The following is a 26,209-nucleotide window of genomic DNA, read 5'->3' on the forward strand; positions in this document are numbered from 1 at the left end:
CGGGAGGCATGCCAGGATGAACGGCATGAGTACCGGAACCCTTGTGCTGCTCCGCCACGGCGAGAGTGAATGGAATGCGCTCAACTTGTTCACCGGCTGGGTGGACGTCCACCTGACCGATAAGGGCATCGCCGAGGGCAAGCGCGCCGGCGAACTGCTGCTCGAGCACAACCTGCTCCCCGACCTGCTGTACACGTCGCTGCTGCGCCGCGCCATCAGCACCGCCAACATCGCGCTCGACACGGCTGACCGGCACTGGATTCCCGTCACCCGCGACTGGCGGCTCAACGAACGCCACTACGGCGCCCTGCAGGGACGCAACAAGGCGCAGGTCAAGGACAAGTACGGCGACGAACAGTTCATGCTGTGGCGCCGCAGCTACGACACCCCGCCGCCGCCGATCGAGGCAGGCAGCGAATACAGCCAGGACACCGATCCCCGGTACGCGAACCTCGACGAGGTGCCGCTGACGGAATGCCTGAAGGATGTCGTGGACCGTCTGATCCCGTACTGGGAAGACACCATCTCCGCCGACCTGAAGGCCGGCAAGACCGTCCTGATCACCGCGCACGGCAACTCGCTGCGCGCCCTGGTCAAGCACCTCGACGGAATCTCCGACGAGGACATCGCCGGACTGAACATCCCGACCGGCATCCCGTTGCGATACGACCTGGACGAGAACCTGAAGCCGCTCAACCCCGGAGGCACGTACCTCGACCCCGAGGCCGCCGCCGCGGGCGCCGCCGCGGTCGCAAACCAGGGCGGGAAGTAACCCGTGCGCCCGGCCGGACGTCCTGTTCGCGGGACGTCCGGCCAACGGCAGGTTAACTGCGGACGAAGAGTCCGGTTCCCCGGTGTGACGTGCGCGGAAATGCCCGGACCCTGCGTAACCCGCCCGCCGCGCGAACGTACGATTCAGGCGTGAGTGTTGTTCAAGCCGTCCTGCTCGCCATCGTGGGCGGCTTCGTCGGTTACCTCGTCGGTGGCGTCCTGATCCCGATGCTGTCCACCCGGCAGGCGCAGCGGATGGAGGAGACTTCCGGACTGACGATGTCGCAGGTGCTCGACCTGATCGTGCTGGCGTCGGAGAGCGGCATCGCCGTCGTCGACCAGTTCCACGACGTCGTCCTGTTCAATCCTCGTGCGGAGGAACTGGGTCTGGTACGCAACCGGCTCGTCGACGACCGCGCCTGGGTGGCGGCACTCCGCGTCCTCGAAACCGGTGAACCGGCTGAGGTCGACCTCAGCACGAAGAACCCGCAACGGGGACGCGACCGGATTGCGGTGCGCGGTACCGCCAGGCTGCTCAGCAAGGAAGACCACAACTTCGTGGTCCTGTTCGCCGACGACGACTCCGAGCAGGTGCGCATGGAGGCGACCCGCCGCGACTTCGTCGCCAACGTCAGCCATGAACTCAAGACGCCGGTCGGCGCGATGGGTCTGCTGGCGGAGGCGCTCCTCGAATCGGCGGACGACCCCGAGTCGGTGCGGCACTTCGGTGAACGCGTGCTCAGTGAATCCGTCCGGCTCGGCAAGATGGTGACCGAACTGATCGCACTGTCGCGGCTGCAGGGCGCCGAGAAACTGCCCGACCTCGGGGCCGTCTCGGTCGACGAGGTGGTGGACGAGGCCCTGCAGCGCTGCAAGATCTCCGCGGAAGCCGCCGGCATCGCCGTCACCACCGACCACAACAGCGGCTACGAGGTGCTGGGCGACCGTGCTCTCCTCGTCACAGCGCTGTCCAACCTGGTGCAGAACGCCATCGCCTATTCGCCGAAGGGGACCCCGGTCTCGGTGAGCCGGTCGATCCGCGGTGACAACGTGGCGATCTCGGTGACCGACCGCGGCGAAGGCATCGCCAAGGCCGACCAGGAGCGGGTGTTCGAACGATTCTTCCGCGTCGACAAGGCGCGGGCGCGGGCGACCGGCGGGACGGGCCTCGGCCTCGCGATCGTCAAACACGTGGCCGCCAACCACAACGGATCCATCGACCTGTGGAGCAAGCCCGGAACAGGTTCGACGTTTACCCTGCAAATACCTGCACACATCGAAACAGTGGACACGAACGGCGGGGACGCCGACGGCGGACACGTCGGGAAGAGAGAAACCGGTATGGAGGCCAAGCGATGACAAGTGTGCTGATCGTGGAAGACGAGGAATCACTGGCCGACCCGTTGGCATTCCTGCTTCGCAAGGAAGGGTTCGAGACGACGATCGTCGGCGACGGACCGTCCGCGCTCGCCGAGTTCGACCGGGCCGGTGCCGACATCGTCCTCCTCGACCTCATGCTGCCCGGCATGAGCGGAACCGACGTCTGCAAGCAACTCCGCAGCCGGTCCGGGGTCCCCGTCATCATGGTGACGGCGCGGGACAGCGAGATCGACAAGGTGGTGGGCCTCGAACTCGGCGCCGACGACTACGTCACCAAGCCGTACTCGGCGCGGGAACTCATCGCACGCATCCGCGCGGTTCTGCGCCGCGGGGTCGACAGCGAACTCGACATCGCGCAGGATTCGGCCGTCCTCGAAGCCGGGCCAGTCCGGATGGACGTCGAGCGGCACGTGGTCCAGGTCAACGGTGAGGCGGTCACGTTGCCGCTCAAGGAGTTCGACCTCCTCGAGTACCTGCTGCGGAACTCGGGCCGGGTGCTCACCCGCGGGCAGTTGATCGACCGGGTGTGGGGCGCGGACTACGTGGGCGACACCAAGACCCTCGACGTCCACGTCAAGCGCCTGCGGTCGAAGATCGAGACCGACCCGGCCAAGCCCGAACATCTCGTCACCGTCCGCGGCCTGGGCTACAAGCTGGAGGCCTGAGGCGGCGCGGATCCGCTACAGTCGCAGACGAATTCGTCAGCCGCGCAGGAAATTTCCTGCGCGGCTGACGAATTTGTGCGCGTTTGTCAGAACGGGTTGTACACGTAGAGACCGCGGAACGGTGCCGAGATGATCTGCGTGATGGCGTGCTCGCGACCCTGGTCGTCGAACTGCCGGCAGTAGACCGCGACGTAGTGTCCGTCGCCCTTGCACTCGATGACCCGGCCGGTCCCGTACGGGGTCAGCACGAGTGCCCGGTCCGCCTTGTAGCCGAAGGCGCCCGGGTCGAAGGGTGCGACGAAGTTGGCCGTCTTGTCGTAGAAGGTGTTCCAATCCGGGGTCGGATCGGCGGACGCCGTCGGGGCCATGGCGAGTGTCGTTGCGGCGGCGGTCAGCAGGGCACCGGTCAGAATTCGAGCGAACATGATCTCTCCCATCATGGCTGTGCCCGGAAGCGGGCCGTGCATGGGAAATCGACCGGGGGGTCTGTGGCGTTACCGAGCAGCCTGCTTCTGAGCGGCCTCGGTGGCCGGGTGTACGGCGATCAATCCGAGCCCCGCCCGGCGCTTGCACAGCTTCGCCAACTCCGCGTACGCGGCCTTGCCGAGCAGCTCGGTCAGTTCCGGCGCATACGACTGCCAGACAGCCTTGGCGCCCACGTGGGCATCGGGGGACCCTGAGCAGTACCAGTCGAGGTCGGCGCCGCCCTCGCCCCAGCCCCGACGGTCGTACTCGCTGATGGTGGTCTTGAGGATCTGCTCGCCGTCCGGCCGTTCCACCCATTCCTGGGTGCGGCGGATCGGGAGCTGCCAGCACACGTCGGGCTTGACCTCGAGGGGTTCGATTCCGCGCTTGAGGGCCATCGAGTGCAGCGCGCACCCGACACCACCCTCGAAACCGGGACGATTCAGGAAGATGCAGGCCCCCTGATAGCGGCGGGTGCGCAGCGCAGGCTCGTCCTCGAGGTCGTCCTCCTCGATGTACCCCTTCTTGCCGAGACCCTTCTCCATGAACTGCCAGTCCTCGGATGTGAGCATCTTCACTGACGCGTTCAGCTTCTCCAGATCTTCCTCGTCGGTGAGGAACGCGCCGTGGGAACAGCAGCCGTCGTCCGGGCGGTCGGCGATGATGCCCTGGCAGGCGGGGGTGCCGAACACGCAGGTCCAGTGGGAGAGCAGCCACGTCATGTCCGCGGCGATGATGTGCTCGACGTTGTCGGGGTCGGGAAACTCGACCCATTCACGAGCGAAGTCGAGGGGTACTTCAGGGCTGGGCTTCATCTTGTGTGAACGCCCTGCTTTACGTGCTGTCACAATGCCCGACGGTAGACCCAGTACCGTGTCAATGTGCGACTAGGGGTACTCGACGTCGGAAGCAATACCGTCCATCTGCTCGTAGTGGACGCCCACAGGGGCGGCCACCCCACACCCATGAGTTCGACGAAGTCGACTCTGCGGTTGGCGGAGAACACCGACGACCGAGGTGATATCACCTCCCAGGGTGCAGATCGCCTGGTCACGACGGTGGCAGACTTCGCCAGCATCGCAAGGACCTCGGGGTGCGGGGAACTCATGGCCTTCGCCACGTCCGCCGTGCGCGACGCCAACAACTCCGACGACGTGCTCGCGCGTGTGCACACCGAGACCGGGGTGACGCTCGAGGTCCTGTCCGGCGTCGACGAGGCCCGGCTGACGTTCCTCGCCGTGCGCCGCTGGTTCGGGTGGAGCGCGGGCCGCATCCTCAACCTCGACATCGGCGGCGGATCGCTCGAGTTGACGACGGGCGGCGACGAGGACCCGGACGTCGCGCTGTCGCTGCAACTCGGCGCGGGCCGCCTCACCCGGGACTGGCTCGAGGCCGACCCGCCGGGGAAGCGCCGGGTGTCGGTACTGCGGGACTGGCTGGACGCCGAACTGACGGTCCCGGCCAAGGAGCTGCGCGCCGCGGGGCAGTGGGATCGGGCTGTCGGCACGTCCAAGACGTTCCGCTCGCTGGCGCGGCTGACCGGCGCGGCGCCGTCCGGCGCAGGCCCGCGGGTCAAGCGCACCCTCACCGCCAGCGGTCTCAGGCAACTCATAGCTTTCATTTCGCGGATGACGGCCTCGGACCGTGCAGAATTGGAGGGGGTGAGCTCCGACCGGTCGCAGCAGATCGTGGCCGGAGCACTCGTTGCGGAGGCCAGCATGAGAGCACTGGGCGTGGAGGAACTGGAAATCTGCCCCTGGGCTCTGCGCGAGGGTTTGATCCTCCGCAAGCTCGACACGGAAATGGGCGGTGAATTGATGGTGGGTGCTCGATGACCGAGGACAGTCAGCAGATCTCCGTATCGGAGCTGCTCAAACGCAACGGACAACAGGTGGAGTCCCGGGGCGGGCGGCGTCGTCGTGGCGTCAAGGGTGGAATCTCCGTTGCCGAGCTGACCGGTGAGATTCCGGTGGTTCGCGACTCCTCCGAGTCGCGGGCGCTCGAGCCCGAATCGGAACCGGAGCTTGCTCCTGCTGCCCCGGAACCGCCGCAGAAGCCGGCCCCGGCCGCGCGACCGGCCCGCGCCGACGAGCGCACCGCGGCCGTCACGGCGCCGGTCGACGAGGACGACGAGGACGACGAGCCCATCGCCAGTCGCCCCGCCGGCCGTGGCCGCGGAGTGGTGTCGGGCGGGACGTCGCGTGATCACCAGGGAACCTGGGTCAGCCGGGCCGCCCGGCCGGGACCCTCGACACCAGATTCCGCCCCGTCCACGCCTGCGGCCACCGTGGCGGCCCCGGTCGTGAAGAAGTCGGAGCCGGCACCGACTGTCGACGCTCCTCGCGTGAAGCCGGCGCCGAAGGCCGACAGCCCGGCACCGGCCGAGCCGGTGAAGTCCGCGGCCCCGGCGAAGCCTGCGGCCCCGGCGAAGCCTGCGGCCCCGGCGAAGCCCGCAGCGGCACCGACGTCCGGAGCTCCAGCGAAGGCGGGCAGTGCGGCCCCGGCGAACGGCGCGCCGAAGGTCGCGGCGGCGCCGAAGCCCGACGCTCCCGCCAAGGCCGAGCCGGAGCCGGCACTGCTGTCCGGGTCGACGCTGGCGGGCGACCTGATGCGTCAGTCCCGGGACAAGGATGCGGCGAACGCGGCCGAGGAGACGGACCTCATCGAGGCCGCCACCGAGAAGGCGGAGACCGGGGCACCCGAGACCGATACGCCCGAGAGCCCTCGCCGCTCCCGCAAGGCGGCGAAGGCCGAGAAGGCGGAGGCCGCGAAAGCGGAGAAGGCCGGCAAGGGCGAGGGCGCCGAGAACTCCACGCGCGAGTGGGCCGTCCTCATCGGTCAGGGTGTCGTCGCCGTGATCGCCGGGGCCCTGCTCTTCAAGGGCTTCGAGAAGCTGTGGGACGTCTTTCCCTGGGTCGCGCTGATCCTGGCGCTGCTCGTCATCGTGGGCCTGGTCGCGATGGTCCGCATCCTGCGCCGCACCGACGACATCACCAGTTTCGTGATCGCCGTCGTGGTCGGGATGATCGTCACTCTGGGGCCACTCGCCTTCATGCTCGCGTCGGGCTGAGTTGCTCATGGTCGGGGACAGTGGGCACGAGCAGCTTCGACGGGCACCGCGCGGGCGGAAAGTGCTCGTGGGCCTGTCGACGGCTTCGGTGTACCCGGAGAACACCGAGGCGGCCTTCCGGTACGCGGCGGATCTGGGGTACGACGGCGTCGAACTGATGGTGTGGGCCGAATCGGTCAGCCAGGACGTCGGGGCCGTCGCCGGGCTGGTACGCAAATATGCGATCCCGGTGCAGGCGATCCACGCGCCCTGCCTGCTCATCTCGCAGCGGGTGTGGGGTGCCGACCCGGTCGCGAAGCTCGAGCGTTCCGTCCGGACCGCCGAGTCGCTCGGCGCGACGAGCGTCGTGGTGCATCCGCCGTTCCGGTGGCAGCGTCGGTATGCCGAGGGGTTCGCCGATCAGGTGGCAGACCTGGAACGGCGCAGCGACGTCATCGTCGCGGTGGAAAACATGTTCCCGATGCGGGCCGACGGTTTCTTCGGTAGCAAGGAGCGGTCGGCCGAGAGGCTCCGCCGGCGAGGTGGACCCGGGGCGGCGCTGTCGGCGTTCAGCCCGTCCTACGACCCCACCGATTCGGGGCATGCCCACTACACCCTCGACCTGTCGCACACGGCCACGGCCGGGATGGACGCGATGAAGCTGGCGGAGCGGATGGGTGAGGGTCTCGCGCATCTCCATCTCGCCGACGGCCGCGGCGCATCGATGGACGAACACCTCATTCCCGGGCACGGTGCCCAGCCGTGTGCGCAGTTGTGCCGTCATCTCGTCGACACCGGCTTCGACGGGCAGGCGGTGATCGAGATCAACACTCAGAACGCTCGGACGCAGCGGGAACGGTCGTCGATGCTCGGGCAGGCGCTGGCCTTCGCCCGGGAGCACCTCGAACCGGGCCGCGCCGCGTCCGGGTCACCGCGCGGCCACTCCGACGGCGATCACGACGGCGCCTGAAATATTTGCGGTGTTCATCCTGCGGTAAACTCGACCACATATTGGATAGTATGGATATCCAATATGTGGTCGAGATGCCGAAGGAGTGGCAGTGCGCGTTTCCGAGCTGGTCGCCCGGACCGGCGTTCCACTCGCGACGGTGAAGTACTACCTGCGCGAAGGGCTGCTCATGCCCGGCGAGGCGACGAGCGCCACGCAGGCCCGGTACGGCGAGGAGCACATCCAGCGCCTGGGCCTCGTCAAGGCGCTGGCCGGCGCCGGGCTACCCATCCCGCGCATCCGCGAGATCCTCAGGCTCGTCGACCACCCCGACGGCTCGCTGTTCGAGGTGCTCGGTCAGGCCATCGCGCAACTGCCGCCGTACCTCGACGGGGCCGCCGGCGACGGTGACGTCGACGAGTTTCCCCGGGCCCGCGCCGTCCTCGAGCGGCTCGGGCAGGTGTACGACCCGCGGTACGTCGCGGTCGGTCAGCTCGAACGGGCGCTCGAGGGGCTCGAAGAAGCCGGCATCCCGATGACGGACGATCGGCTCGAGGCCTACGGGCGACACGTGCGGGGGATCGCCGAGATCGACATCGGACTCATGCCCACCGAGTCGGCCGAGGACGCCATCCGCTACGCGGTGCTCGGCACCGCCATCTACGAGCCGGTGATCGCCGCGATGCGCCGGCTCGCGCACCAGGACGTCGCACAGAAGCGTCTCCGGAACTCCGAAGAACAGGATCCGCAGTGAGCCCAACCCCGTTCCACGATCTCAACGTCCTCACCGCAGTCGGCGACGGGTCCTACGAGGCGTCGATCGACCCGATCTGGACGATCGGCCCGAAGGTGCACGGCGGTTCGATGATGTCGCTCTGCGCGGCCGCGGCCCGCACGCGCCTTCTCGACGAGACCGGCGAAACCGAACTGTTGCGGGTGCAGCCGCTCGCGGTCGGTGCCAACTACCTGTCCGCCCCCGACCCCGGCGCGGTGACGCTGTCGACGACGCTGCGCAAGCAGGGCAAGCAGGTCTCGTTCGTCGACGTGGAACTCCGGCAGGGCGACCGGGTGGCCGTGCACGCCTCGGTGACGCTCGGCGTCCCCGACGTGGGGGAACCGCAATACAGCGGAGACCACGCGCTGACGCGGCTGCCGGTCGAACCGCCCGCCGACGCGATCGTCCTCACCGCCGACCACCCGATGGGGCAGATCGTCCACGTGGCACAGGGCTGCGACATGCGGGTGGACGGGACGTCGGCGCACTTCCTCACCGGCAGTCAGGGTGAACCCGAGGTGCGCATGTGGGTGCGGCCGCGTGAAGGCGACGAGAACGATCCCGACACGGCGGCCCTGTTCGCGATCATGACCGGTGACATCAGCGCGCCCGTGACGATGAACCGGGGCATGTTCGGCTGGGCGCCGACGGTCCAGCTGACCACCTACCTGCGCAGGCAGCCGGCGCCCGGCTGGCTGCGGGTGATGGCCAGCAGCACGGTGCTCGGCGGTACGTGGTTCGAGGAGGACCACACCGTCCTCGACTCGACGGGGGCGATCGTCGTGCAGAGCCGGCAACTGGCGATGATCCCCCGCTAGGAAGCCCCCGCAGAGCGTCGTGGCAGGCTGTTCGCCATGACGAGAATTGCGGTAATCGGTGGCGGCAAGATCGGCGAGGCACTCATCTCGGGGCTGATGCAGGCGGGTCATGCGGTCAAGGATCTCGTGGTGGCCGAGCAGCACCCGGCGCGCGCCGACGAGCTCGCCGCCGCGTACTCGGTGCGGGTCACCACCCCCGCGGATGCCGCCGAGGGCGCCGACGTCATCGTGATCGCCGTCAAGCCGGGTGACGTGGAGGCAGCCCTCACCGAGGTGTCCAAGGTGGACCTCGACGGCGAGCGGGAACAGCTGCTCGTGTCGCTCGCCGCGGGTATCCCGACCGCCTTCTACGAGACGAGACTGCCTGCCGGGTTCCCGGTCGTCCGGGTCATGCCCAACACGCCCATGCTGGTCGGTGAGGGCGTCAGCGTGCTCGCTCCCGGCAGGCACGTGAAGAAGGAACACCTCGACCTGGTCCGCGGCGTCCTGTCGTCGGTCGGCAAGGTCGTGGTGGTCCCCGAGGCGCAGATCGACGCCGTCACCGCCGTCTCCGGCTCCGGTCCGGCCTACTTCTTCCTGGTCGCCGAGGCCATGATCGACGCCGGCGTGGGGCTCGGGCTGACCCGCGCGACCGCATCCGAACTGGTCGTGCAGACCATGGTCGGCTCCGCGGCGATGCTCGATCGGTCGGGGGAGAGCGCCACCGAACTACGTGCCGCGGTGACCTCGCCCGGCGGAACCACCGCGGCGGCGATCCGGCAGCTGGAGGGAAACGGACTCCGAACAGCCTTCTTCGATGCGCTGGAGGCGGCGAAAATTCGATCCGCCGAACTCGGCACGACGACCGAATGAATATTCGATTGCCCACACCCGTCGCAGTAACCCCATCCGTCCCGCTAAGCTCGAAGTAGCACGTGCGTGTCTGTTCCGCCGGAGGGGAAGCCGGCGGCGCGAGACGTGCCGGAGGTAAGTGGTTGATGACGTCTGCAAAAAAGCCGTCCAAGGGCTCGGCCCCGGACGGACAACCGGCACTGGCCGGAACGCAATTTCTCACCGTCGCCGAGGTAGCGACGCTGATGAGAGTGTCCAAGATGACTGTGTATCGGTTGGTGCACAGCGGCGAACTGCCCGCCGTCCGGGTGGGCCGTTCGTTCAGAGTGCATGCGAAAGCAGTGCACGACTACCTCGAAACCTCGTACTTCGACGCCGGTTGACCGATCGGCACGAAGAGGGTTCGGTGGTTGCGCCGGCAGCGGTGCGACCTCGGTTTCTCCCGGGCGGACCCGCACCGGTACGATTAGCGACTGTCGTACCAGCCAGCTGGTGTCGTAAGGCGCTGAGCTAGTTAAAACGAGGCCCAGGCGCCAGAGTGGCGCAGGCGTACGTGACCGGCGTGCGCAGGAACGCTAGAGAAGAACGTGAGGGACACCCGCTATGGGTTCAGTGATCAAGAAGCGACGCAAGCGCATGTCGAAGAAGAAGCACCGCAAGCTGCTTCGCCGCACCCGAGTGCAGCGCAGGAAACTCGGTAAGTAAGAGAGTCGCGGCTGGATGCCCGTCACCTCTGGTGGCGGGCATTCGTCGTTTCCGCTTCCGGTCCCGCCGAATTGGGCGCGCGACCAATTGTCGTTGTGCGAAGCGCCATCCCCTTCCTGCACGTAGTGTTGACGTCACTCGCTACGTGATCGGGGGTTCTAGTGGTTGTGAGTGACGAAGACAGTACTACGCGAACGGCGGTGCCGCGCGTCGTGCTGGTCACTGGGGCAAGCAGATTCTTGGGTGGATATCTGGTCACCCGGCTCGCTCAGAATCCGGCCATCGAGCGTGTCATCGCGGTCGACGCGGTGTCGCCGAGCAAGGACATGTTGCGGCGCATGGGCCGAGCCGAGTTCGTGCGCGCAGACATCCGGAACCCCCTCATCGGCAAAGTCATTCGCAACGCCGAAGTCGACACCGTCGTGCACGCGTCCACATTGGCGCGCCCGCCGAAATCGGGTAGCCGCGCGGCGATGAAGGACATGAACGTCATCGGCGCGATGCAGTTGTTCGCCGTCTGCCAGAAGGCGCCGACCGTCCGGAAGGTGGTGCTGCGTTCGGCCTCCGTGGTCTACGGCTGCAGCGCCAAGGATCCGGCGAAGTTCACCGAGGAGATGAGCGCCAGGCGGCGTCCCGCGGGCGCCTATGCGCGGGACTGCATCGAGATCGAGGGCTATCTGCGCGGAATGGGGCGCCGGCGTCCGGACATCAGCGTGTCGATCGTCCGCCTCGCGCCGCTGGTCGGGCCGCGCCTCAACGCGACGGTCGCGCAGTACCTCACCTCGCCGGTGGTGCCGACGATTCTCGGGCGCGACGCGCGACTACAGGTGCTCCACGAGGAGGACGCTCTCGCCGCACTGGAGCGCGCGACGGTGTCGGGTCCGGCGGGCACGTTCAACGTCGCCGGCGACGGCGTGGTCATGATGTCGCAGGCCATCCGGCGTGCCGGGCGGATCGAGGTCCCGATGCCGTTCGGGCTGTTCCGCAATCTCGGTCGCGCATTGATGGGGCCGGTGATGCGGTCGTACACCACCGAACAACTCGAGTACTTCCATTTCGGTTGCGGACTCGACACCACCCGCATGCGAACCGAACTATCCTTCGAGCCACGGTGGACCTCGATGCAGGCGCTCGACGACTTCGCGCGCGCGGCCGGCGTCAAGCCGATCATCAAGAACGAATGGGTCGACGCAGCAGAAAACGCACTACTCGCTCTTACCGGCACGGCGAAAGGGGAGAGGTGAACGAAGTGGCGAAGGTCATTCCGCTGCACGGTGCGATTACCGCGCGCGGGGCCGCAATCGGACGTTCGAGGCGTGAGCAGAGCGAGAGCCGACATCCGTCCGCGATGCCGCCACCTGCCGTGATCACCCCACCCGAGCCAGTCACCGAATCTTCGGCCGTCGACGCCGTCCGGCACGCCCTGGCCGAGCAGATCGTCAACACCGCCGAATTCGTGCGCCGTCGGCTGTCGGGCGACTATCACGTCGACGACTTCGGCTACGACCCGCACTTCGCCGAGAACGTGTGGCTCCCGATCCTGCGGCCGCTGTTCGACAAGTGGTTCCGCGTCGAGGTCAGCGGTCTCGAGAACATCCCGACCACCGGCGGGGCGCTGGTGGTCGCCAACCACGCCGGTGTCCTCCCCATCGACGGTCTGATGACCTCCGTCGCCGTCCACGATCATCATCCGGCGCACCGCCCGTTGCGGATGCTGGCCGCAGACCTGGCGTTCGAGATGCCGCTGGTAGGTGGCGTCGCCCGCAAGGCCGGGCACACCCTCGCGTGCCATCCGGACGCCGTCCGCCTGCTGCAGGACGGCGAGGTGGCGGCCGTGTTCCCCGAGGGCTTCAAGGGCATCGGCAAACCGTTCAGCGAACGCTACAAGCTGCAGCGCTTCGGCCGTGGCGGGTTCGTGTCCGCCGCCATGCGCACCGGTGCGCCCATCATTCCGTGCTCGATCGTCGGATCCGAGGAGATCTACCCGAAGATCGGCGAACTGGGGACGCTCGCCCGGCTGCTGGGGATGCCGTACTTCCCGGTGACTCCGCTGTTCCCGCACTTCGGGCCGCTCGGGCTCGTTCCGCTGCCGTCGAAGTGGTACATCGAATTCGGCAAGCCGATCGTCACCGACACGTACGACGCCTCGGCGGCCGACGACCCGATGGAGCTCTTCGAGGTCACCGACCACGTTCGGGAGACCATCCAGCAGACGCTGTACCGGCTCCTGGCGAAGCGCCGGAACGTGTTCCTCGGCTGACCCTGTGTTCGGCTGACCCCTGCCCTCGGGGCGCGAACCACCGCCCGGCTCAGGCCGCCTGTTCGCGGCGGCGGGCGACGATCGCGGCCAGCGCACCGCCTGCGGCGCCGAGCAGCAGCGCCGTGGGAACACCGATCTTGGCGGCCTTGCGTCCGGTCCGGAAGTCGCGGATCTCCCAGCCCCGGTTCTTCGCGAGCTCGCGCAGATCCGTGTCGGGATTGATCGCGACCGCGGTGCCGACCAGCGACAACATGGGCACGTCGTTGTGGCTGTCCGAGTAGGCGGTGCAGCGCTTGAGGTTGAGACCCTCGCGTACGGCCAGGGCGCGCACGGCGTGGGCCTTGCCGAGGCCGTGCAGGATGTCGCCGACCAGACGTCCGGTGAACTGTCCGTTCTCGCTCTCGGCGACCGTGCCGAGGGCGCCGGTGAGGCCGAGGCGCTTCGCGATGACCTGGGCGAGTTCGACCGGGGTGGCGGTGACGAGCCACACCTGCTGGCCGGCGTCGAGGTGCATCTGAGCGAGGGCCCGGGTGCCGGGCCAGATCTTGTCGGCGATGACCTCGTCGTAGATCTCCTCACCGAGCCGGGCGAGTTCGGCCGTCGACCGTCCGGCGACGAACGAGAGGGCCTTCTCCCGGCCGGAAGCGACGTCGTCGCTGCTCTCCTTGCCGGTGACGCGGAATTTGATCTGCTTCCAAGCGAAATCGACGAGGTCGGACGTCTTCAGATACTTGCGGGCGGCGAGGCCGCGCGCGAAGTGGATGATCGACGCGCCCTGGACCATCGTGTTGTCGACGTCGAAGAACGCGGCGGCCGTCAGGTCGAGGGGAATGTCGTGTTCCTCGACCGCGATGTCCTCGCCGGCTGCGACGTGGAGTGCGAGGGCCGCGTCGGCGCTCGCCTCGCCCGCGACATTGGCACGTACCTCGGCCTCGCTGGGTCCCAGCGGATTCCTGAACTGGCGTCGGCCCGGGAGGATTATCCCCGCCAGACCTGAACCGAAACCCGAGCCGTTCGGTAGTGATCGCGCAGGCACTCGCACCTCCCGTATCGCAGAAGCCTCTGGGAGCAGCCTATCCCCCGAGTCCGGGACGGGGCGGGTGGATGGCCGCCCGGGGGGAACTGTGTGACGTTCATCTCCGAGGCGATTGGCGTCACCGCACCCGGAAACGGCACAGTGACTCCACTGGAGACGGTGAAAGGAAGCGACGAGGCATGAGCAGTGACGGACACGAGGTGACGCTCCTCACGCGGGCGGGGTGCGGTGCGTGCGCGCCGGCCCGCGAGCGGCTGCTGGTTCTGTGCGAGGAGTTCGGGCTGGAACTGACGTGCATAGACGTCGACGAAGCGGCGGCCACGGACCCCGAACTGAGGGCCGAATTCGGTGACCGATTGCCGGTGGTGATGCTCGACGGACGTGAGCACAGTTACTGGGAGGTCGACGAAGAGCGTCTTCGTTCGGATTTACGCAAGTAAGGAAACCCTAAAAGTGGGATCTTCCGATGCCGTGCAGGTAGGACCGCATGTCGCGCAGTCGCAGCGACTTTGTGCATGGCTTCACAAGCGGTTACCGTGGTGTGAACAATTCCCCGGAGCATCGTGAAGAACGGCATCGAATGCCGGTCGGACGAGGAGCCAACGACGTGACCGAAACGCACCAGACGCATGGGTCTGTGGCCCCTGGCGTCACGGGCGCGATCGGGCCGTCGGTGGTCGGTTCTCCGGCCCCCTCGGTCGCCGGTGCGTCCCCGCTCCCCGAATCGCGGGACATCCCCCAGGCTACGGTGACCCGCCTCGCGACCTACCTGCGGGTCCTCGGAGTGCTGTCGGAACGCGGCACGATCATCGTCTCCAGCGAGGAACTCGCCGCCGCCTCCGGGGTCGGCTCCGCGAAGCTCCGCAAGGACCTCTCCTTCCTCGGACCCAACGGCGTGCGCGGCGTCGGGTACGACGTGACACGCCTGCGAGCCCGCATCGAACGGGCGCTCGGCCTGGACCGCGGACACAAGGTGGTGCTCGTCGGCGTCGGGAACCTCGGCCAGGCCCTCGCCGGCTACGGCGGCTTCGGCCGCCGCGGCTTCTCCATGGTCGGACTGTTCGACAGCGACCCGGCCCGGGTCGGTGCGCCGGTGGGCGACCTCACCGTGCGGCACGTCGACGAACTCGAGCGGGCCTGCGCCGAACTCGAGGCCACCATCGGTGTCATCTCGACGCCGGACGAGGCGGCGCAGGAGGTGGCGGACCGGCTGGTCCGCGCCGGACTGCGCTGCATCCTCAGCTTCTCACCGACCTCGCTCGACGTTCCCGATCACGTCGAGATGCGCCGCGTCGACCTCGCCGTCGAAATGCAGGTTCTCTCGTTCAACAGCGCACGCAACACGGAATCGGTACCCACCGCTCCCCGCGTGCGCATCGGACATTCTGCTGTCCCGTCCACCGCACCAAGAAACGGATCAGTGATCGCGCCGTGAGTGTTCTGCTTGTCGGGGTCTCGCACAGGACGGCCCCGGTGCCGGTGCTCGAGCGGGTGGCTGTCACCGACACCGATCGCCCGAAGTTGACGGACAAGCTTCTGGCGTCGTCGCACATCTCCGAGGCGATGATCGTCTCCACCTGCAACCGGGTGGAGATCTACGCCGTCGTCGATGCGTTCCACGGTGCGCTCACCGAGGTCGGCGAACTGCTTGCCGACCACTCCGGACTCGACCTCACGGACCTGCACCGGCACGCGTACGTGCGGTACAGCGAGGCCGCCGCCGAGCACCTGTTCGCCGTGGCCAGCGGTCTCGACTCGATGGTGATCGGCGAGCAGCAGATCCTGGGCCAGATCCGGACCGCGTATGCGTCCTCCGACGCCCAGCAGGCCGCGGGCCGCACCCTGCACGAGCTCGCGCAGCAGGCGCTGCGCGTCGGTAAGCGGGTGCACTCGGAGACGGGCATCGACTCCGCGGGCGCCTCCGTCGTGTCCGTGGCCCTCGACCGGGCCGCCGGAATCGTCGGGGCGGGCGGGCTCACCGGACGCACTGCCGTCGTGGTCGGCGCCGGATCCATGGGCGGGCTGTCGGTCGCGCACCTCACCCGGGCCGGGATCGGTCGCATCATCGTCGTGAACCGCACCAAGGAGCGTGCGGAGCACCTCGCCGACACGGCCCGGTCCAACGGCGTCGCGTCGGAGGCCCTCGAACTGAGCGAACTGCCCACGGCGATGGGGCAGGCGGACGTCCTCGTGACCTGTACCGGCGCGGTCGGCGCCGTCGTCACGCTCGCGGACACCCACCGCGCGCTGGCACAGCCCGGCCGCGACTCCGCACGACCGCTCGTCATCTGCGACCTCGGACTGCCCCGCGACGTGGAGCCCGCCGTGTCGGGTCTGCCCGGGGTCACCGTCCTCGACATGGAGTCGCTGCAGCGCGACCCCGCCGCCGGCGCGGCCGCATCCGACGCCGACGCCGCCCGGACCATCGTCGCCGCCGAACTCGCCAACTACCTGGCAGGCCAGCGGCTCGCCGAGGTCACGCCGACGGTCACGGCACTGCGCCAGCGCGCCGCCGACGTGGTCGAGGCGGAACTGATGCGACTCGATTCCCGTCTGCCGGGACTCGACGATCCCGAGCGCGACGAGGTGGCCCGCACCGTGCGGCGGGTGGTCGACAAACTCCTCCACGCGCCCACCGTCCGGGTGAAACAGCTCGCGTCCGCGCCCGGCGGCGACTCCTACGCCGCCGCCCTGCGCGAACTGTTCGAACTGAGCCCCGGAGCCGTCGAGGCCGTCGCGAAGCCCATGGACCTCGGAACCACCACCGACCTCGGTGCCATCGACATCACGGACGGGTTCATCGCCGGCCAGGACCCGCGCCTGCGCCGCTTCGTCACCGACGACAACCACGGGAAGGAATCGCAGGCATGAGCGCCGTAGGCACCCGTACTCTGCGGATCGGAACCCGGGGGAGCGAACTCGCGACCACCCAGGCCGGCACGGTGCGCGACGCACTGATCTCGGCCGGGCACGACGCCGAACTCGTCATCATCAAGACCAAGGGCGACCAGTCCATGGAATCGGTGGAGAAGATCGGGGTCGGGGTCTTCACCGCCGAACTGCGCGAAGCGCTCGCCGACGGCCGCGTCGACGTGGCCGTCCACTCCTACAAGGACCTGCCGACCGCCCGCGACGAGCGGTTCACGATCGCCGCCATCCCGCCGCGGGAGGACCCGCGCGACGCGCTCGTCGCCCGCGACGGACTGGTGCTCGGTGAGCTGCCCGCCGGTTCGAAGGTGGGCACGTCCGCACCGCGACGCACGTCGCAGCTCCGGGCGCTGGGTCTCGGCCTCGACATCCAGCCGCTGCGTGGCAACCTGCAGCGCCGGCTCGGCAAGGTCGAGTCCGGCGAACTCGACGCCGTCATCCTCGCGCGGGCCGGGCTGGCCCGGATCGGCCGCCTGGACCTGATCACCGAGTCGATCGAACCGGTCCAGATGCTGCCCGCACCCGCGCAGGGCGCGCTCGCCGTCGAATGCCTGTCGGCGAACACCGCGCTCGTCGCGATCCTGTCCGAGCTCGACGACGCGAACAGTCGCGCCGCCGTCACGGCGGAACGCGCGCTGCTCGCCGAGCTCGAGGCCGGTTGCACCGCGCCCGTCGGCGCCATCGCCGAGGTCGTCGAATCGCTCGACGACGACGGCCGCATCTTCGACGAACTATCCGTCCGAGGCTGCGCCGCGGCCATCGACGGTTCCGACGTCATACGCACGGGGGCCGTGGGCTCCCCGGAGAACGCCGAAGAACTCGGCCGCTCCGTCGCGCGGGAGCTTCTCGAGCTCGGTGCGCGGGAGCTGATGAATGTCACCGAGGCCGGTGATGCCGATGTTTGATGTGCGAAGGCCGACTGATCGGCCGATCCGCTTCCCGTACCCATCTCGACACATGATCGCACTGGAGAATTACCGATGAGCCGAGTCCGTAAGAACACCCCCGGACGAATCCTGTTCGTGGGATCCGGACCGGGCGATCCGGCACTGCTCACCGTGCACGCACGGGACGTCCTTGCCGCAGCGACCCTCGCCTTCACCGACCCCGACGTCGACAAGGGCGTCACCGTTCTGGTGGGCACCGACCTGGGCGTCGACGCCGAGACCGGTGAACCCCTCGCCGAGGTCCGGCCCGCGCTCGGTGAGCCGGCGGAGGTCGCGAAGACCCTCGTCCACGAGGCGCGCAACGGCCACGACGTCGTGCGCCTGGTGTCCGGCGACCCGCTGACCACCGATTCCGTGATCGCCGAGGTCACCGCCGTGGCCCGCACCCAGGTGCAGTTCGAGGTCCTGCCCGGACTGCCGTCCGCGTCCGCTGTCCCCTCCTATGCCGGGATGGCGCTGGGGTCGGGACACACCGAGGCCGACGTCCGCGGCGAGGTCGACTGGGCCGCCCTGGCCGCCGCACCCGGACCGCTGGTCCTGCACGCCACGTCGGGTCACCTCGCCGAGACGGCGAGCGCGCTCGTCGAGCACGGCCTGGCCCCGCAGACCCCGGCCGCCATCACCGTCCGCGGCACCACCCGACAGCAGCGCACCGTCGAGGCCACCCTCGCGACGCTGAACGAGGCCGGGTCCGAACTGGTCGGTTCGCTGGTCGTGACGGTCGGCAAGGTCGTCGCCCAGCGCAACAAGATGTCCTGGTGGGAGTCGCGCGCGCTGTACGGCTGGAAGGTCCTGGTGCCGCGCACCAAGGATCAGGCAGGCGAAATGAGCGACCGCCTCGTCACGCACGGCGCCATCCCGATCGAGGTGCCGACGATCGCGGTCGAGCCGCCCCGCAGCCCGGCGCAGATGGAGCGGTCCGTGAAGGGCCTCGTCGACGGCCGCTACCAGTGGGTGGTCTTCACCTCCACCAACGCGGTGCGTGCGGTGTGGGAGAAGTTCGAGGAGTTCGGGCTCGACGCCCGCGCGTTCTCCGGCGTCAAGATCGCCTGCATCGGTGAGGCCACCGCCGCCAAGGTGCGCTCGTTCGGAATCAACCCCGAACTCGTGCCGTCCGGTGAGCAATCGAGCGAAGGCCTGCTGGCCGAGTTCGCCCCGTACGACGACGTGTTCGACCCGGTCAACCGGGTACTGCTGCCGCGCGCCGACATCGCCACCGAGACGCTGGCCGAGGGCCTGCGCGAACGTGGCTGGGAGATCGACGACGTCACCGCGTACCGCACCGTCCGGGCTGCGCCGCCGCCGGCCGAGACCCGCGAGATGATCAAGACCGGTGGGTTCGACGCCGTCTGCTTCACCTCGTCCTCGACGGTCCGCAACCTGGTCGGCATCGCCGGAAAGCCGCACGCGCGGACCCTCGTCGCCTGCATCGGCCCGAAGACCGCCGAGACGGCCCTCGAGTTCGGCCTCCGCGTCGACGTGCAGCCGGAGACCGCTCAGGTCGGCCCGCTGGTGGAGGCTCTTGCCGAGCACGCCGCGCGCCTGCGCGCCGAGGGTGCACTGCCCCCGCCGCGCAAGAAGTCCCGCGCTCGGCGATAGGCGCTACGCGCCCGTGCGCCTTTCTGGTTGTTCCCACAACCAAAAAGGCGCACGGGCCCGACGAAGGAGGGCTTGTCCTTGTTCCCGACCCACCGACCGCGCCGGCTTCGCCGCACCCCGGCTCTGCGCCGGCTCGTGGCAGAGACTTCGCTCGAGCCACGGCATCTCGTGCTGCCGATGTTCGTCGCGGACGGTATCGACGAGCCCCGTGAGATCTCGTCGATGCCCGGTGTCTTCCAGCACACGCCCGACTCGTTGCGGCGGGCGGCGACGGAGGCGGCGGAGGCGGGGCTCGGCGGGCTCATGCTCTTCGGGGTGCCGCGTCCCGACGACAAGGACGCCGAGGGCTCGGGCGCATCCGACCCGGAGGGCATCCTCAACCGCGGATTGCGCTGGCTCGCAGACGAAGTCGGCGATGCGACGGTCATCATGGCGGACACCTGCCTTGACGAGTTCACCGATCACGGTCACTGCGGTGTGCTCGACGCCGACGGTGCGGTGGACAACGACCTCACGCTGCAGCGGTACGTCGACATGGCGGTCGCGCAGGCCGAGGCCGGTGCGCATCTGCTCGGTCCGAGCGGAATGATGGACGGCCAGGTCGCCGCCATCCGGAAGGCTCTGGACGACGCGGGCCACACCGACGTCGGTCAGCTCGCATACTCGGCGAAGTACGCGTCGGCGTTCTACGGGCCCTTCCGTGAAGCGGTCGGTTCGTCGCTGCAGGGTGATCGCCGTACGTACCAACAGGATTCGGCGAACCGTCGGGAATCGTTGCGTGAGGTCGACCTCGATCTCGACGAGGGTGCCGACATGGTGATGGTGAAGCCGGCGATGTCGTACCTCGACATCCTGCGGGAGACGGCCGACCGTTCGCCGGTCCCCGTTGCGGCGTATCAGATCTCGGGGGAGTACTCGATGATCACGGCCGCCGCGCAGAACGGCTGGATCGACCGCGACGCCGCCGTCCTCGAATCGCTCACGAGCATCCGCCGCGCCGGTGCGGACGTCGTGCTGACCTACTGGGCCACCGAAGCGGCGGGCTGGTTGTGATCGCGGCGGCGGCGGTTACGGTGGTGCCATGACCCAGCAGTGGCCACCGACACCGCACCAGGCCCCGCACCAGCAGGGCCCGGCGCCGCAGAATTTCCCGTACCCCCCGCCGGTGCCACAGCAGAAACCCGAGCGTCCGGCGCCGGTCGACGTGGGGACCGCAGCCCAGTTGCTCTGGGCCGTGGCCGGACTCGGTCTGATCCAGGCCCTGGCCGCGATGGTGTTTGTGGTGGGCGAGAAGTCGACGTTCGTCGACGAACTGATGAAGAACCCCAGTGTCACCTCGGGTGAGGTCGACATGAGCCGCGACAGCGTGGAATCGCTGTTCTACGTGGGCATCGGATTCACGGTTGTGCTGATGCTGATCCTCACCGGGCTCTTCGTGCTGTTCGTGCACTTCATGCGCAAGGGCAGGAACTGGGCCAGAATGCTGCTCACCATCGCCTGCGTGATGATGGTGGTGTGGACGGTTCCGGTGCTCTTCGGTATCGGATCCGACGGTAGCCGCACCGCACTCGCGCTCGGCGGGGTGCAGATCCTGCAGGCCGTGGTGGCCGTCGGTGCCGTCGTACTGATGCACCGCAAGGACGCGAACAGTTACTTCCTGAGGCTGCCGCCGTCCGCGGAGTAGCTTCGATTTGCTCGTGACGTATAAAGATGTACCGTGAAGTGCGTCACAAGGGTAGACGACAGACTTCATTTCGACCGAAGGGCTTAATCTCCATGCGCGCTGACGATCGAGCACACGGGTCTCGCAAAGAAGCACTGATGTTCGCCCTCATCGTGGCTTTCGTTCTGCTGACTCTGTTGCTCGTCGTCATCCCCGGTGTCCTCTCCTGACGAGCCCCACGTTCTCCTCGCGGGTCACGATGTCGCAGGATGAGCGGGTGACCGAACCGGCAGTGTTGTTCAGCGAACCCGGCGCCCGCTGGCGGATGGTGGCGTTCGGCCCGGTGTTCTGCCTGATCGCACTGATCATCGAACTGCTGACCGGCCCGGTGGTGCACTGGTTCGCGCTGTCGCTGTTCGCGGTGATCCTCAGCGGGTTCGTCTATGTGCAAGTGGTCGCGGCCCGGAGGCACGCCAGCGTCGAACTCACGTCGTCGTCGCTGCGGCAGGGCACCGAAGACCTGCCGATCACCGAAATCCTGAAGATCATGCCCCCCGCCGACCCCGAGGCGTACGAGCAGCAGCCGTGGGAGACGGCCCGGAGTCTGGGCGAGCTGTCCGCGGTTCCCCGGCGACGCACCGGAATCGGGCTCCGACTGCGGGGCGGCGCACTGGTGCAGGCCTGGGCGAAAGATGACGAACGACTCCGTGCGCAGCTCGAAAGCCTACTCGCGAAGTCGGCGGGAGGGTCGGCGGAATGAACCGCCGCGCCATGCTGGCGGCCGCCGAGTGGATCGGCGCCGTGGTCGGCGTCGTTCTCGCCGTGTGGTGCTGGAACCACGCGCAGGTCACGTCGGAGTTCGGGCCCGTGGCTCCGGGCGCGCCCTCGTTCGAGGGAACCGCGTATTCGGGGTCGTGGATCGCCGTCGCTGCGGGACTCGTCACGGTCGCAGGACTGCTGGTGATCGATTCGGTGCGCCGATTCCGGGCCGGCTCGGCGGGCGAACCCGCCGAGCCGGCACCGGACGAGTCACCGGAAGATCTGGGTCTTGCGGACGGTGTCGGTCCCGGGACCGTCGAGCATCGCGGAACCGAGTAACGCCTCGGGCACCCCGAGTCCCGCAATCAGCGTCTCCGCGTGTGGCCGCAGCGACCGGCATCGTTCGTTGATGCCCCGCTGCACCGCCTTCGAACGCTCCACCGACAGCTGCCGGTGTTCCATGAACCACGCCTTGTCTTCCTCGATGACGCTCAGCGCATAGAGGTCGCAGACGTCGCCGAGCAGGTCGCGGGCCTCGTCGTCCTCGCATTCGTCGATACCGGCGACGAACGCCTCGAGCACGATCCGGTCGATGTGAGCCTGCGCGGCGTGCAGCACGTGGTCCTGCACGAAGTTGAAGGCGTCGAACGGGTTGTCCTCACGCTTCTGCGCACCCTGGAGCCGACGGGCCGCGGTCGAGAGCAGGTACTGCTCGCGGTCCTCGAACATGGCGAGCTGCGTGCCGCGGTTGAAGAGGCTCCCGTCTTCCTCGTTGTCCTGCCGGGTGTCGAGGATCGTCTGGATGATCTGCTGCGCGGCGGTGCGCTTCTTGACGACGTCGGACACGGTGGTGGCGGCGAAGCGCATCCACTCGACGGGGCTCATACCGCGCACCTCGTCCGCGTACGACGTGAGCAGTTCCTTGGCGACGAGCTGAGTCAGAACGTGGTTGTCGCCCTCGAACGTGGTGAACACGTCGGTGTCCGCCTTCAGCGCGGTGAGACGGTTCTCGGCCATGTACCCGGCGCCGCCGCACGCCTCGCGGGCCTCCTGGATCGCGCGGGTGGCGTGCCAGGTGTTCGCGACTTTGAGTCCGGCGGCGCGGCCTTCGAGTTCGCGCTGTTCCTGCGGGTCGGCGTCGTCGCTGCTCTGGATCTCGTGCATCTTGGCGACGAGCTCGTTCTGGGCGAACTGGAGTGCGTAGGACCGGGCGATCAACGGGAACAGCCTGCGCTGATGAACCAGGTAGTCCATGAGCAGCACCTCGTCCTCGGCCTGCGGTGCATTGAACTGCCTGCGCTGCAACGCATAGCGGGTGGCGATCGACAGGGCGACGCGGGCGGCGGCGCCGGCGGACCCGCCCACGGTGACGCGTCCACGCACGAGGGTGCCCACCATCGTGAAGAAGCGGCGATTCGCGTTGTCGATGGGTGAGGTGTAGGTGCCGTCCGGCTCCACGTCGGCGTACTTGTTGAGCAGGTTCTCCCGCGGAATCCGCACCTGATCGAACGTGATTCGGCCGTTGTCGACGCCGGGCAGCCCGCCCTTGTAGCCACAGTCCGACGTATGGACGCCGGGGAGATCGTTGCCGTCCTCGTCCCGGATCGGCACCACGAAGCAGTGCACGCCCTGGGACTCGCCGCCCGTGATCAACTGCGCGAACACGGCCGCCATCGTCGCGTCCTGCGCCGCGCCGCCGATGTAGTCCTTGCGCGAGGACGGGGTGGGGGAGTGGACGACGAATTCGCCCGCATCCGCGTCGTATGTGGCGGTCGTCTCGAGCGCCTGAACGTCGCTGCCGTGACCCGTCTCGGTCATCGCGAAACAGCCCAGCAGGTCCAGGTCGATCAGCCGCGTCACGTAGGCCTCGTGGTGGCGCGCGGTGCCGAGGTTCTCGATCGCGCCGCCGAACAGTCCCCACTGCACCCCGGCCTTGACCATCAGGGACAGGTCGGACATCGCGAGCATCTCGATACTCGTGACGGCGGCGCCGGCGTCACCGGTGCCGCCGTGAGCTTTCGCGAATCCGTCGGCGGCGTAGCCGTTTCGCGCGAGCAGACGCAACTGCGCCAGGGTCTTTGCGCGGGCCTCGTCGAGGTCGGGGGTGTAGTGCGGTGCGAAATCGGGGGTGCCGGACAGTTCTGCCCGGACGCGCTCGCGCACCTCGCGCCAGCGTCCGTCGAGTGTGCTTCTCAGGTGGTCAGCTGTGGTGGCCATGACTCGACACTAGCCGCCGCGGTGAGGCGAGCGAGGCGAGTCGCCGCACGGGTCCGGTGATCAGGGCACATCGAAGGTGCCGAAGCCCGGCAGCAGCGACTGCGGGTACTCGGCCGGCGCCGTCGTGCTGACGACGATTCGTCCGGCGCCGGTGGCCACATCGATCTCCGGACGAGGCGAGTCGGTCGAGCCGCCGGTGCCGATGGGAATCGTGGCCACGCCACTCGCTCCGGTGTTCACGTTCAGCCAGTTCACGCGCACGGCGTTGGCCCGCATGTGATTGCCCGGCCCGGGTATGCAGGTCTGCGCACTGATCGGATTCAGGACGTAACACTCGCTGACAGTGCGCAGCAGAACGACTCCGGGAGCGCGACCCGTGACCGCCTCGACGGTGAAGTAGGCGGCCAGTAGCGGGCTCGTGCCGATAGGTGGAATCTGCAACGTCGTCACGCGCTCACCCAGCGGGGGAGGCGCGGGGGCTGCGGCAGCGATGCCGGTGCCGGTCACGGCGACCGCCGTTGCGATACCGATACCGGCGAGAAGCATTCGTGCTCCAGGCATCTGCGACCACCTCCCCCGGCCGACCGTAACACCGGCGATGCGTGCCGCACGCCGCAATGGGCGGTTCGCCGTGTTCGGCAACCGGACTTCCGGCGTACCGTGCCGCCGTCACGGGCCGGGCTGTCACCAGAATCGGCTGCCGGGCCCGCCCTTGAAGGGACCGACCACCCGATCGGTGATCCACCCGCCGTAGAAGCCCCCGGTCTGGGGCCGGACCTGCTCCCCGTCTACGAAACAGCCGTCCATCGAACCCGGCATGACTGCAACGTGCCCGACGAGTGACTCGTATCCGGCAACCGGCTGCGGGTAATGCCACGCCGCACGCTCGGCGACGTGTCCACCTGCCACGAGGTCGAAATAGTCGGCCCGCCCCTTCCACTCGCACACCGTGCTCCCGTCGACCGGGCGCAGGACCCCCTGGGCGAAACATGTGCGCGGCAGGTAGTACGTCGGTGGGTGGCTCGTCTCGAGAAGTCGCAGCGAGTTTCGTGTGTGTGCGACGAGCTGTCCACCGAACCACACCTCGACCAGCTCGTCGCTCGGGTGCACCGCCGGCGGCCGCGGGTAGTCCCATACCGACTCCTGCCCCGGACCGACCGGATCCGGCGCCGGGTGGCCGCCGGTCACCGTGCGTCCGCCGACGCGGCGAGGTATCCCGCGGGGTCGCGCCTGAACGCGGCGATCAGGTCGGCGAGTCCGGCCGGGGCGGCGGCCCGTGCCTGGTCGAGGGAAATCATCGTGTCTGCGTGGGGGACGACCATCAGAGTCGGCACTCCGATCCTGGGGAGAAGTGGGTCCAGCCCTTGCGGTGCAACATGATCGACTGTATCGCCTCGTGCATGCCACGGCGCGGTGCCTGCCGGAAGGTGCGTGCGACGGCCCGGAACCGTTGCGGGTGCGTCCGCGAAAGTTCCTTGCCGAGAAGGACGTTCATCACGGCAGTCGTGAGCGGTGGTATCGGCCCGGCGATGCGTAGGCCCAGGCGTTGCCCACCCTGTCGACGGATGGCGAGGTTCCCGGCGGTCGTCGGGACGGTCCGGGTGATCGATTGTGTGTCCATGGGATGCCCCAGGTGCGCGAGCTGGTCGTCCCGACGGGGCGCGGGCGGCAGGCGCTGCAGGACGCCGCGGTGCGGGTCGCCGAGATCGAGTACCACTGGGGCGGCATCGTCGGCCACGACCGGTTCGACCACGCCTGCTACCTGCTCAGTTCACTGCTGCACGAGCTGAGTCGTGAGGGTCGTCGACGGTGGTCGGCGGGACCGCCGCTCGGACGAGTTGGTCGTGCCGCAGGGCGATCTGGGTCTGCGTCGCGATGACGGTCGACGAGCGCAGGACGTTGTGCCCGTCGACGATCGAGTTGATCACTCGCTGCAGATCGGCGTGGGTGCGCGCCACGACGCGGACGAGGACGTCGCCGGCTCCGGTGATGGTGTGCGCCTCCAGCACTTCGGGGATGGCGGTCAGATGCTCGACGACGGCGGCGTGCCCGTTGCCCTGGGCGATCTCGAGGGTGGCGAATGCGACCACGGGAAACCCCAGGGCCTCCGGGTCGAGGGTCGGGGCGGAACTGGTGATCACACCGGTGCGTTCGAGTCGGTCGAGACGCGCCTGAACCGTGCCGCGCGCCACTCCCAGCCGTCGCGACGCCTCCAGCACGCCGACCTTCGGCTCCGTGTGGAGGAGGTCGAGCAGCGCGGCGTCGAGTTGATCGATACTCATCGCATCCCTGGTCACTGTGTAGGGTCGAACCGTATATCGATCCAGCATTCTGTACAGATTGAGCAGCGTCAAGATGCACCGTTGCGCAGTGCTGTGTGCTGTATCACAGT

31 protein-coding genes are annotated in these 26,209 nt (G+C 68.3%); 22 read left to right on the plus strand and 9 right to left on the minus strand.

All coding sequences use genetic code 11. The features are described 5' to 3' along the window. Nucleotides 1–16: 16 nt before the first annotated feature. The 3 genes from H0B43_RS26500 (at nt 17) to H0B43_RS26510 (ending at nt 2,816) form a co-directional block, all read left to right on the plus strand. Nucleotides 17–772 carry a phosphoglyceromutase gene (locus H0B43_RS26500; protein WP_185725217.1) on the plus strand — a complete coding sequence of 252 codons (756 nt, stop codon included), beginning with the start codon at nt 17–19 and terminating at the stop codon, nt 770–772. Between the two features lie 149 nt (nt 773–921). After that, nucleotides 922–2,130, plus strand: coding sequence for a cell wall metabolism sensor histidine kinase WalK (locus H0B43_RS26505; RefSeq protein WP_185725216.1), 1,209 nt, complete (start codon nt 922–924; stop codon nt 2,128–2,130). Then, nucleotides 2,127–2,816, plus strand: a complete 690-nt coding sequence (locus H0B43_RS26510) for a response regulator transcription factor (protein ID WP_185725215.1) — start codon at nt 2,127–2,129, stop codon at nt 2,814–2,816. Before H0B43_RS26505 ends, H0B43_RS26510 begins: the two co-directional genes overlap by 4 nt. 86 nt (nt 2,817–2,902) lie before the next feature. Here H0B43_RS26510 and H0B43_RS26515 read toward each other — a convergent pair whose 3' ends face one another. After that, nucleotides 2,903–3,241, minus strand: coding sequence for a hypothetical protein (locus H0B43_RS26515; RefSeq protein ID WP_185725214.1), 339 nt, complete (start codon nt 3,239–3,241; stop codon nt 2,903–2,905). A 69-nt stretch (nt 3,242–3,310) separates the two neighbouring features. Next, on the minus strand, nt 3,311–4,096 hold the full coding sequence (locus H0B43_RS26520; RefSeq protein ID WP_185725213.1) for a hypothetical protein: 786 nt from the start codon (nt 4,094–4,096) through the stop codon (nt 3,311–3,313). 66 nt (nt 4,097–4,162) lie between these two features. On the opposite strand from H0B43_RS26520, the gene H0B43_RS26525 reads away from it, so the two are divergent. The 10 genes from H0B43_RS26525 (at nt 4,163) to H0B43_RS26570 (ending at nt 12,668) form a co-directional block, all read left to right on the plus strand. Beyond that, complete coding sequence (locus H0B43_RS26525) at nt 4,163–5,116, plus strand: Ppx/GppA phosphatase family protein (RefSeq protein ID WP_185725212.1); 954 nt, start codon at nt 4,163–4,165, stop codon at nt 5,114–5,116. Beyond that, nucleotides 5,113–6,351: a hypothetical protein gene (locus tag H0B43_RS26530; RefSeq protein WP_185725211.1), complete on the plus strand. Its 1,239-nt coding sequence runs from the start codon at nt 5,113–5,115 to the stop codon at nt 6,349–6,351. Before H0B43_RS26525 ends, H0B43_RS26530 begins: the two co-directional genes overlap by 4 nt. 7 nt (nt 6,352–6,358) lie before the next feature. Next, the gene (locus H0B43_RS26535; protein ID WP_185725210.1) at nt 6,359–7,300 is read left to right on the plus strand and encodes a sugar phosphate isomerase/epimerase; all 942 of its coding nucleotides are present in this window, start codon (nt 6,359–6,361) and stop codon (nt 7,298–7,300) included. 91 nt (nt 7,301–7,391) lie between these two features. Next, complete coding sequence (locus tag H0B43_RS26540; RefSeq protein ID WP_185725209.1) at nt 7,392–8,033, plus strand: MerR family transcriptional regulator; 642 nt, start codon at nt 7,392–7,394, stop codon at nt 8,031–8,033. Then, nucleotides 8,030–8,872, plus strand: coding sequence for a thioesterase family protein (locus H0B43_RS26545; RefSeq protein WP_185725208.1), 843 nt, complete (start codon nt 8,030–8,032; stop codon nt 8,870–8,872). The genes H0B43_RS26540 and H0B43_RS26545 overlap by 4 nt, the downstream gene beginning before the upstream one ends. Before the next feature lie 36 nt (nt 8,873–8,908). Further along, on the plus strand, nt 8,909–9,724 hold the full coding sequence (gene proC / locus H0B43_RS26550) for a pyrroline-5-carboxylate reductase (RefSeq protein ID WP_185725207.1): 816 nt from the start codon (nt 8,909–8,911) through the stop codon (nt 9,722–9,724). A 125-nt stretch (nt 9,725–9,849) separates the two neighbouring features. Continuing rightward, nucleotides 9,850–10,086 carry a helix-turn-helix domain-containing protein gene (locus H0B43_RS26555; RefSeq protein WP_005258384.1) on the plus strand — a complete coding sequence of 79 codons (237 nt, stop codon included), beginning with the start codon at nt 9,850–9,852 and terminating at the stop codon, nt 10,084–10,086. Nucleotides 10,087–10,306: 220 nt separating this feature from the next. Beyond that, a complete protein-coding gene (locus H0B43_RS26560) occupies nt 10,307–10,408 on the plus strand; it encodes a 30S ribosomal protein bS22 (protein ID WP_003402602.1) in 102 nt (33 codons plus the stop codon). Nucleotides 10,409–10,608: 200 nt separating this feature from the next. After that, entirely contained in the window at nt 10,609–11,652 is a 1,044-nt protein-coding gene (locus H0B43_RS26565; RefSeq protein ID WP_397517443.1) for an NAD-dependent epimerase/dehydratase family protein, read from the plus strand. Then, the gene (locus H0B43_RS26570) at nt 11,649–12,668 is read left to right on the plus strand and encodes a lysophospholipid acyltransferase family protein (protein WP_185725205.1); all 1,020 of its coding nucleotides are present in this window, start codon (nt 11,649–11,651) and stop codon (nt 12,666–12,668) included. Before H0B43_RS26565 ends, H0B43_RS26570 begins: the two co-directional genes overlap by 4 nt. A 49-nt stretch (nt 12,669–12,717) precedes the next feature. On the opposite strand, the gene H0B43_RS26575 is transcribed toward H0B43_RS26570, so the two are convergent. Further along, nucleotides 12,718–13,704 (minus strand): HAD family phosphatase, encoded by a 987-nt coding sequence (locus tag H0B43_RS26575; protein ID WP_185725204.1) that lies wholly within the window; start codon nt 13,702–13,704, stop codon nt 12,718–12,720. Nucleotides 13,705–13,883: 179 nt separating this feature from the next. Between H0B43_RS26575 and H0B43_RS26580 the strand changes: the two genes are divergently transcribed. From H0B43_RS26580 to H0B43_RS26620, 9 genes are all read left to right on the plus strand, one after another. Further along, nucleotides 13,884–14,144, plus strand: coding sequence for a glutaredoxin family protein (locus H0B43_RS26580; protein ID WP_185725203.1), 261 nt, complete (start codon nt 13,884–13,886; stop codon nt 14,142–14,144). 140 nt (nt 14,145–14,284) lie between these two features. Then, complete coding sequence (locus tag H0B43_RS26585; RefSeq protein ID WP_185725202.1) at nt 14,285–15,139, plus strand: redox-sensing transcriptional repressor Rex; 855 nt, start codon at nt 14,285–14,287, stop codon at nt 15,137–15,139. Beyond that, complete coding sequence (locus H0B43_RS26590) at nt 15,136–16,575, plus strand: glutamyl-tRNA reductase (RefSeq protein WP_185725201.1); 1,440 nt, start codon at nt 15,136–15,138, stop codon at nt 16,573–16,575. Before H0B43_RS26585 ends, H0B43_RS26590 begins: the two co-directional genes overlap by 4 nt. Further along, nucleotides 16,572–17,537, plus strand: a complete 966-nt coding sequence (hemC, locus tag H0B43_RS26595) for a hydroxymethylbilane synthase (protein WP_185725200.1) — start codon at nt 16,572–16,574, stop codon at nt 17,535–17,537. Before H0B43_RS26590 ends, hemC begins: the two co-directional genes overlap by 4 nt. 75 nt (nt 17,538–17,612) lie before the next feature. Beyond that, nucleotides 17,613–19,178: a bifunctional uroporphyrinogen-III C-methyltransferase/uroporphyrinogen-III synthase gene (locus H0B43_RS26600; protein WP_185725199.1), complete on the plus strand. Its 1,566-nt coding sequence runs from the start codon at nt 17,613–17,615 to the stop codon at nt 19,176–19,178. Nucleotides 19,179–19,256: 78 nt separating this feature from the next. Then, nucleotides 19,257–20,231, plus strand: coding sequence for a porphobilinogen synthase (gene hemB / locus H0B43_RS26605; protein ID WP_185729788.1), 975 nt, complete (start codon nt 19,257–19,259; stop codon nt 20,229–20,231). A gap of 28 nt (nt 20,232–20,259) precedes the next feature. Beyond that, nucleotides 20,260–20,862 carry a hypothetical protein gene (locus tag H0B43_RS26610; RefSeq protein ID WP_185725198.1) on the plus strand — a complete coding sequence of 201 codons (603 nt, stop codon included), beginning with the start codon at nt 20,260–20,262 and terminating at the stop codon, nt 20,860–20,862. 256 nt (nt 20,863–21,118) lie between these two features. Continuing rightward, entirely contained in the window at nt 21,119–21,601 is a 483-nt protein-coding gene (locus tag H0B43_RS26615) for a hypothetical protein (protein WP_185725197.1), read from the plus strand. Then, nucleotides 21,598–21,939, plus strand: coding sequence for a hypothetical protein (locus H0B43_RS26620; RefSeq protein ID WP_185725196.1), 342 nt, complete (start codon nt 21,598–21,600; stop codon nt 21,937–21,939). Before H0B43_RS26615 ends, H0B43_RS26620 begins: the two co-directional genes overlap by 4 nt. On the opposite strand, the gene H0B43_RS26625 is transcribed toward H0B43_RS26620, so the two are convergent. The 6 genes from H0B43_RS26625 to H0B43_RS26645 form a co-directional block, all read right to left on the minus strand. After that, complete coding sequence (locus tag H0B43_RS26625) at nt 21,871–23,817, minus strand: acyl-CoA dehydrogenase (protein WP_185725195.1); 1,947 nt, start codon at nt 23,815–23,817, stop codon at nt 21,871–21,873. The two genes, H0B43_RS26620 and H0B43_RS26625, sit on opposite strands and share 69 nt — an antisense overlap. Nucleotides 23,818–23,877: 60 nt before the next feature. Beyond that, complete coding sequence (locus H0B43_RS26630; RefSeq protein ID WP_185725194.1) at nt 23,878–24,378, minus strand: hypothetical protein; 501 nt, start codon at nt 24,376–24,378, stop codon at nt 23,878–23,880. Between the two features lie 123 nt (nt 24,379–24,501). After that, on the minus strand, nt 24,502–25,005 hold the full coding sequence (locus tag H0B43_RS26635; RefSeq protein WP_185725193.1) for a DUF427 domain-containing protein: 504 nt from the start codon (nt 25,003–25,005) through the stop codon (nt 24,502–24,504). Further along, nucleotides 25,002–25,151 carry a hypothetical protein gene (locus H0B43_RS41840; protein ID WP_252189702.1) on the minus strand — a complete coding sequence of 50 codons (150 nt, stop codon included), beginning with the start codon at nt 25,149–25,151 and terminating at the stop codon, nt 25,002–25,004. Before H0B43_RS41840 ends, H0B43_RS26635 begins: the two co-directional genes overlap by 4 nt. Further along, a complete protein-coding gene (locus tag H0B43_RS41845) occupies nt 25,139–25,570 on the minus strand; it encodes a hypothetical protein (protein WP_252189701.1) in 432 nt (143 codons plus the stop codon). The genes H0B43_RS41840 and H0B43_RS41845 overlap by 13 nt, the downstream gene beginning before the upstream one ends. A 13-nt stretch (nt 25,571–25,583) precedes the next feature. Further along, nucleotides 25,584–26,099, minus strand: a complete 516-nt coding sequence (locus H0B43_RS26645) for an Lrp/AsnC family transcriptional regulator (protein WP_185725192.1) — start codon at nt 26,097–26,099, stop codon at nt 25,584–25,586. Nucleotides 26,100–26,209 lie beyond the last annotated feature (110 nt).

Origin of the sequence: Rhodococcus sp. 4CII (assembly GCF_014256275.1) — a bacterium.
Lineage (GTDB): Bacteria > Actinomycetota > Actinomycetes > Mycobacteriales > Mycobacteriaceae > Rhodococcus_F > Rhodococcus_F wratislaviensis_A.

What these genes read in the sequence shown, in the direction of transcription:
- H0B43_RS26500 (WP_185725217.1), top strand. Translation starts at nt 17, where the DNA reads ATGAACGGCATGAGTACCGGAACCCTTGTGCTGCTCCGCCACGGCGAG.
- H0B43_RS26510 (WP_185725215.1), top strand. Translation starts at nt 2,127, where the DNA reads ATGACAAGTGTGCTGATCGTGGAAGACGAGGAATCACTGGCCGACCCG.
- H0B43_RS26515 (WP_185725214.1), bottom strand. Translation starts at nt 3,241, where the DNA reads ATGTTCGCTCGAATTCTGACCGGTGCCCTGCTGACCGCCGCCGCAACG.
- H0B43_RS26520 (WP_185725213.1), bottom strand. Translation starts at nt 4,096, where the DNA reads ATGAAGCCCAGCCCTGAAGTACCCCTCGACTTCGCTCGTGAATGGGTC.
- H0B43_RS26530 (WP_185725211.1), top strand. Translation starts at nt 5,113, where the DNA reads ATGACCGAGGACAGTCAGCAGATCTCCGTATCGGAGCTGCTCAAACGC.
- H0B43_RS26535 (WP_185725210.1), top strand. Translation starts at nt 6,359, where the DNA reads ATGGTCGGGGACAGTGGGCACGAGCAGCTTCGACGGGCACCGCGCGGG.
- proC (WP_185725207.1), top strand. Translation starts at nt 8,909, where the DNA reads ATGACGAGAATTGCGGTAATCGGTGGCGGCAAGATCGGCGAGGCACTC.
- H0B43_RS26555 (WP_005258384.1), top strand. Translation starts at nt 9,850, where the DNA reads ATGACGTCTGCAAAAAAGCCGTCCAAGGGCTCGGCCCCGGACGGACAA.
- H0B43_RS26560 (WP_003402602.1), top strand. Translation starts at nt 10,307, where the DNA reads ATGGGTTCAGTGATCAAGAAGCGACGCAAGCGCATGTCGAAGAAGAAG.
- H0B43_RS26580 (WP_185725203.1), top strand. Translation starts at nt 13,884, where the DNA reads ATGAGCAGTGACGGACACGAGGTGACGCTCCTCACGCGGGCGGGGTGC.
- H0B43_RS26585 (WP_185725202.1), top strand. Translation starts at nt 14,285, where the DNA reads ATGCCGGTCGGACGAGGAGCCAACGACGTGACCGAAACGCACCAGACG.
- hemC (WP_185725200.1), top strand. Translation starts at nt 16,572, where the DNA reads ATGAGCGCCGTAGGCACCCGTACTCTGCGGATCGGAACCCGGGGGAGC.
- H0B43_RS26600 (WP_185725199.1), top strand. Translation starts at nt 17,613, where the DNA reads ATGAGCCGAGTCCGTAAGAACACCCCCGGACGAATCCTGTTCGTGGGA.
- H0B43_RS26610 (WP_185725198.1), top strand. Translation starts at nt 20,260, where the DNA reads ATGACCCAGCAGTGGCCACCGACACCGCACCAGGCCCCGCACCAGCAG.
- H0B43_RS26620 (WP_185725196.1), top strand. Translation starts at nt 21,598, where the DNA reads ATGAACCGCCGCGCCATGCTGGCGGCCGCCGAGTGGATCGGCGCCGTG.
- H0B43_RS26625 (WP_185725195.1), bottom strand. Translation starts at nt 23,817, where the DNA reads ATGGCCACCACAGCTGACCACCTGAGAAGCACACTCGACGGACGCTGG.
- H0B43_RS26630 (WP_185725194.1), bottom strand. Translation starts at nt 24,378, where the DNA reads ATGCCTGGAGCACGAATGCTTCTCGCCGGTATCGGTATCGCAACGGCG.
- H0B43_RS26645 (WP_185725192.1), bottom strand. Translation starts at nt 26,099, where the DNA reads ATGAGTATCGATCAACTCGACGCCGCGCTGCTCGACCTCCTCCACACG.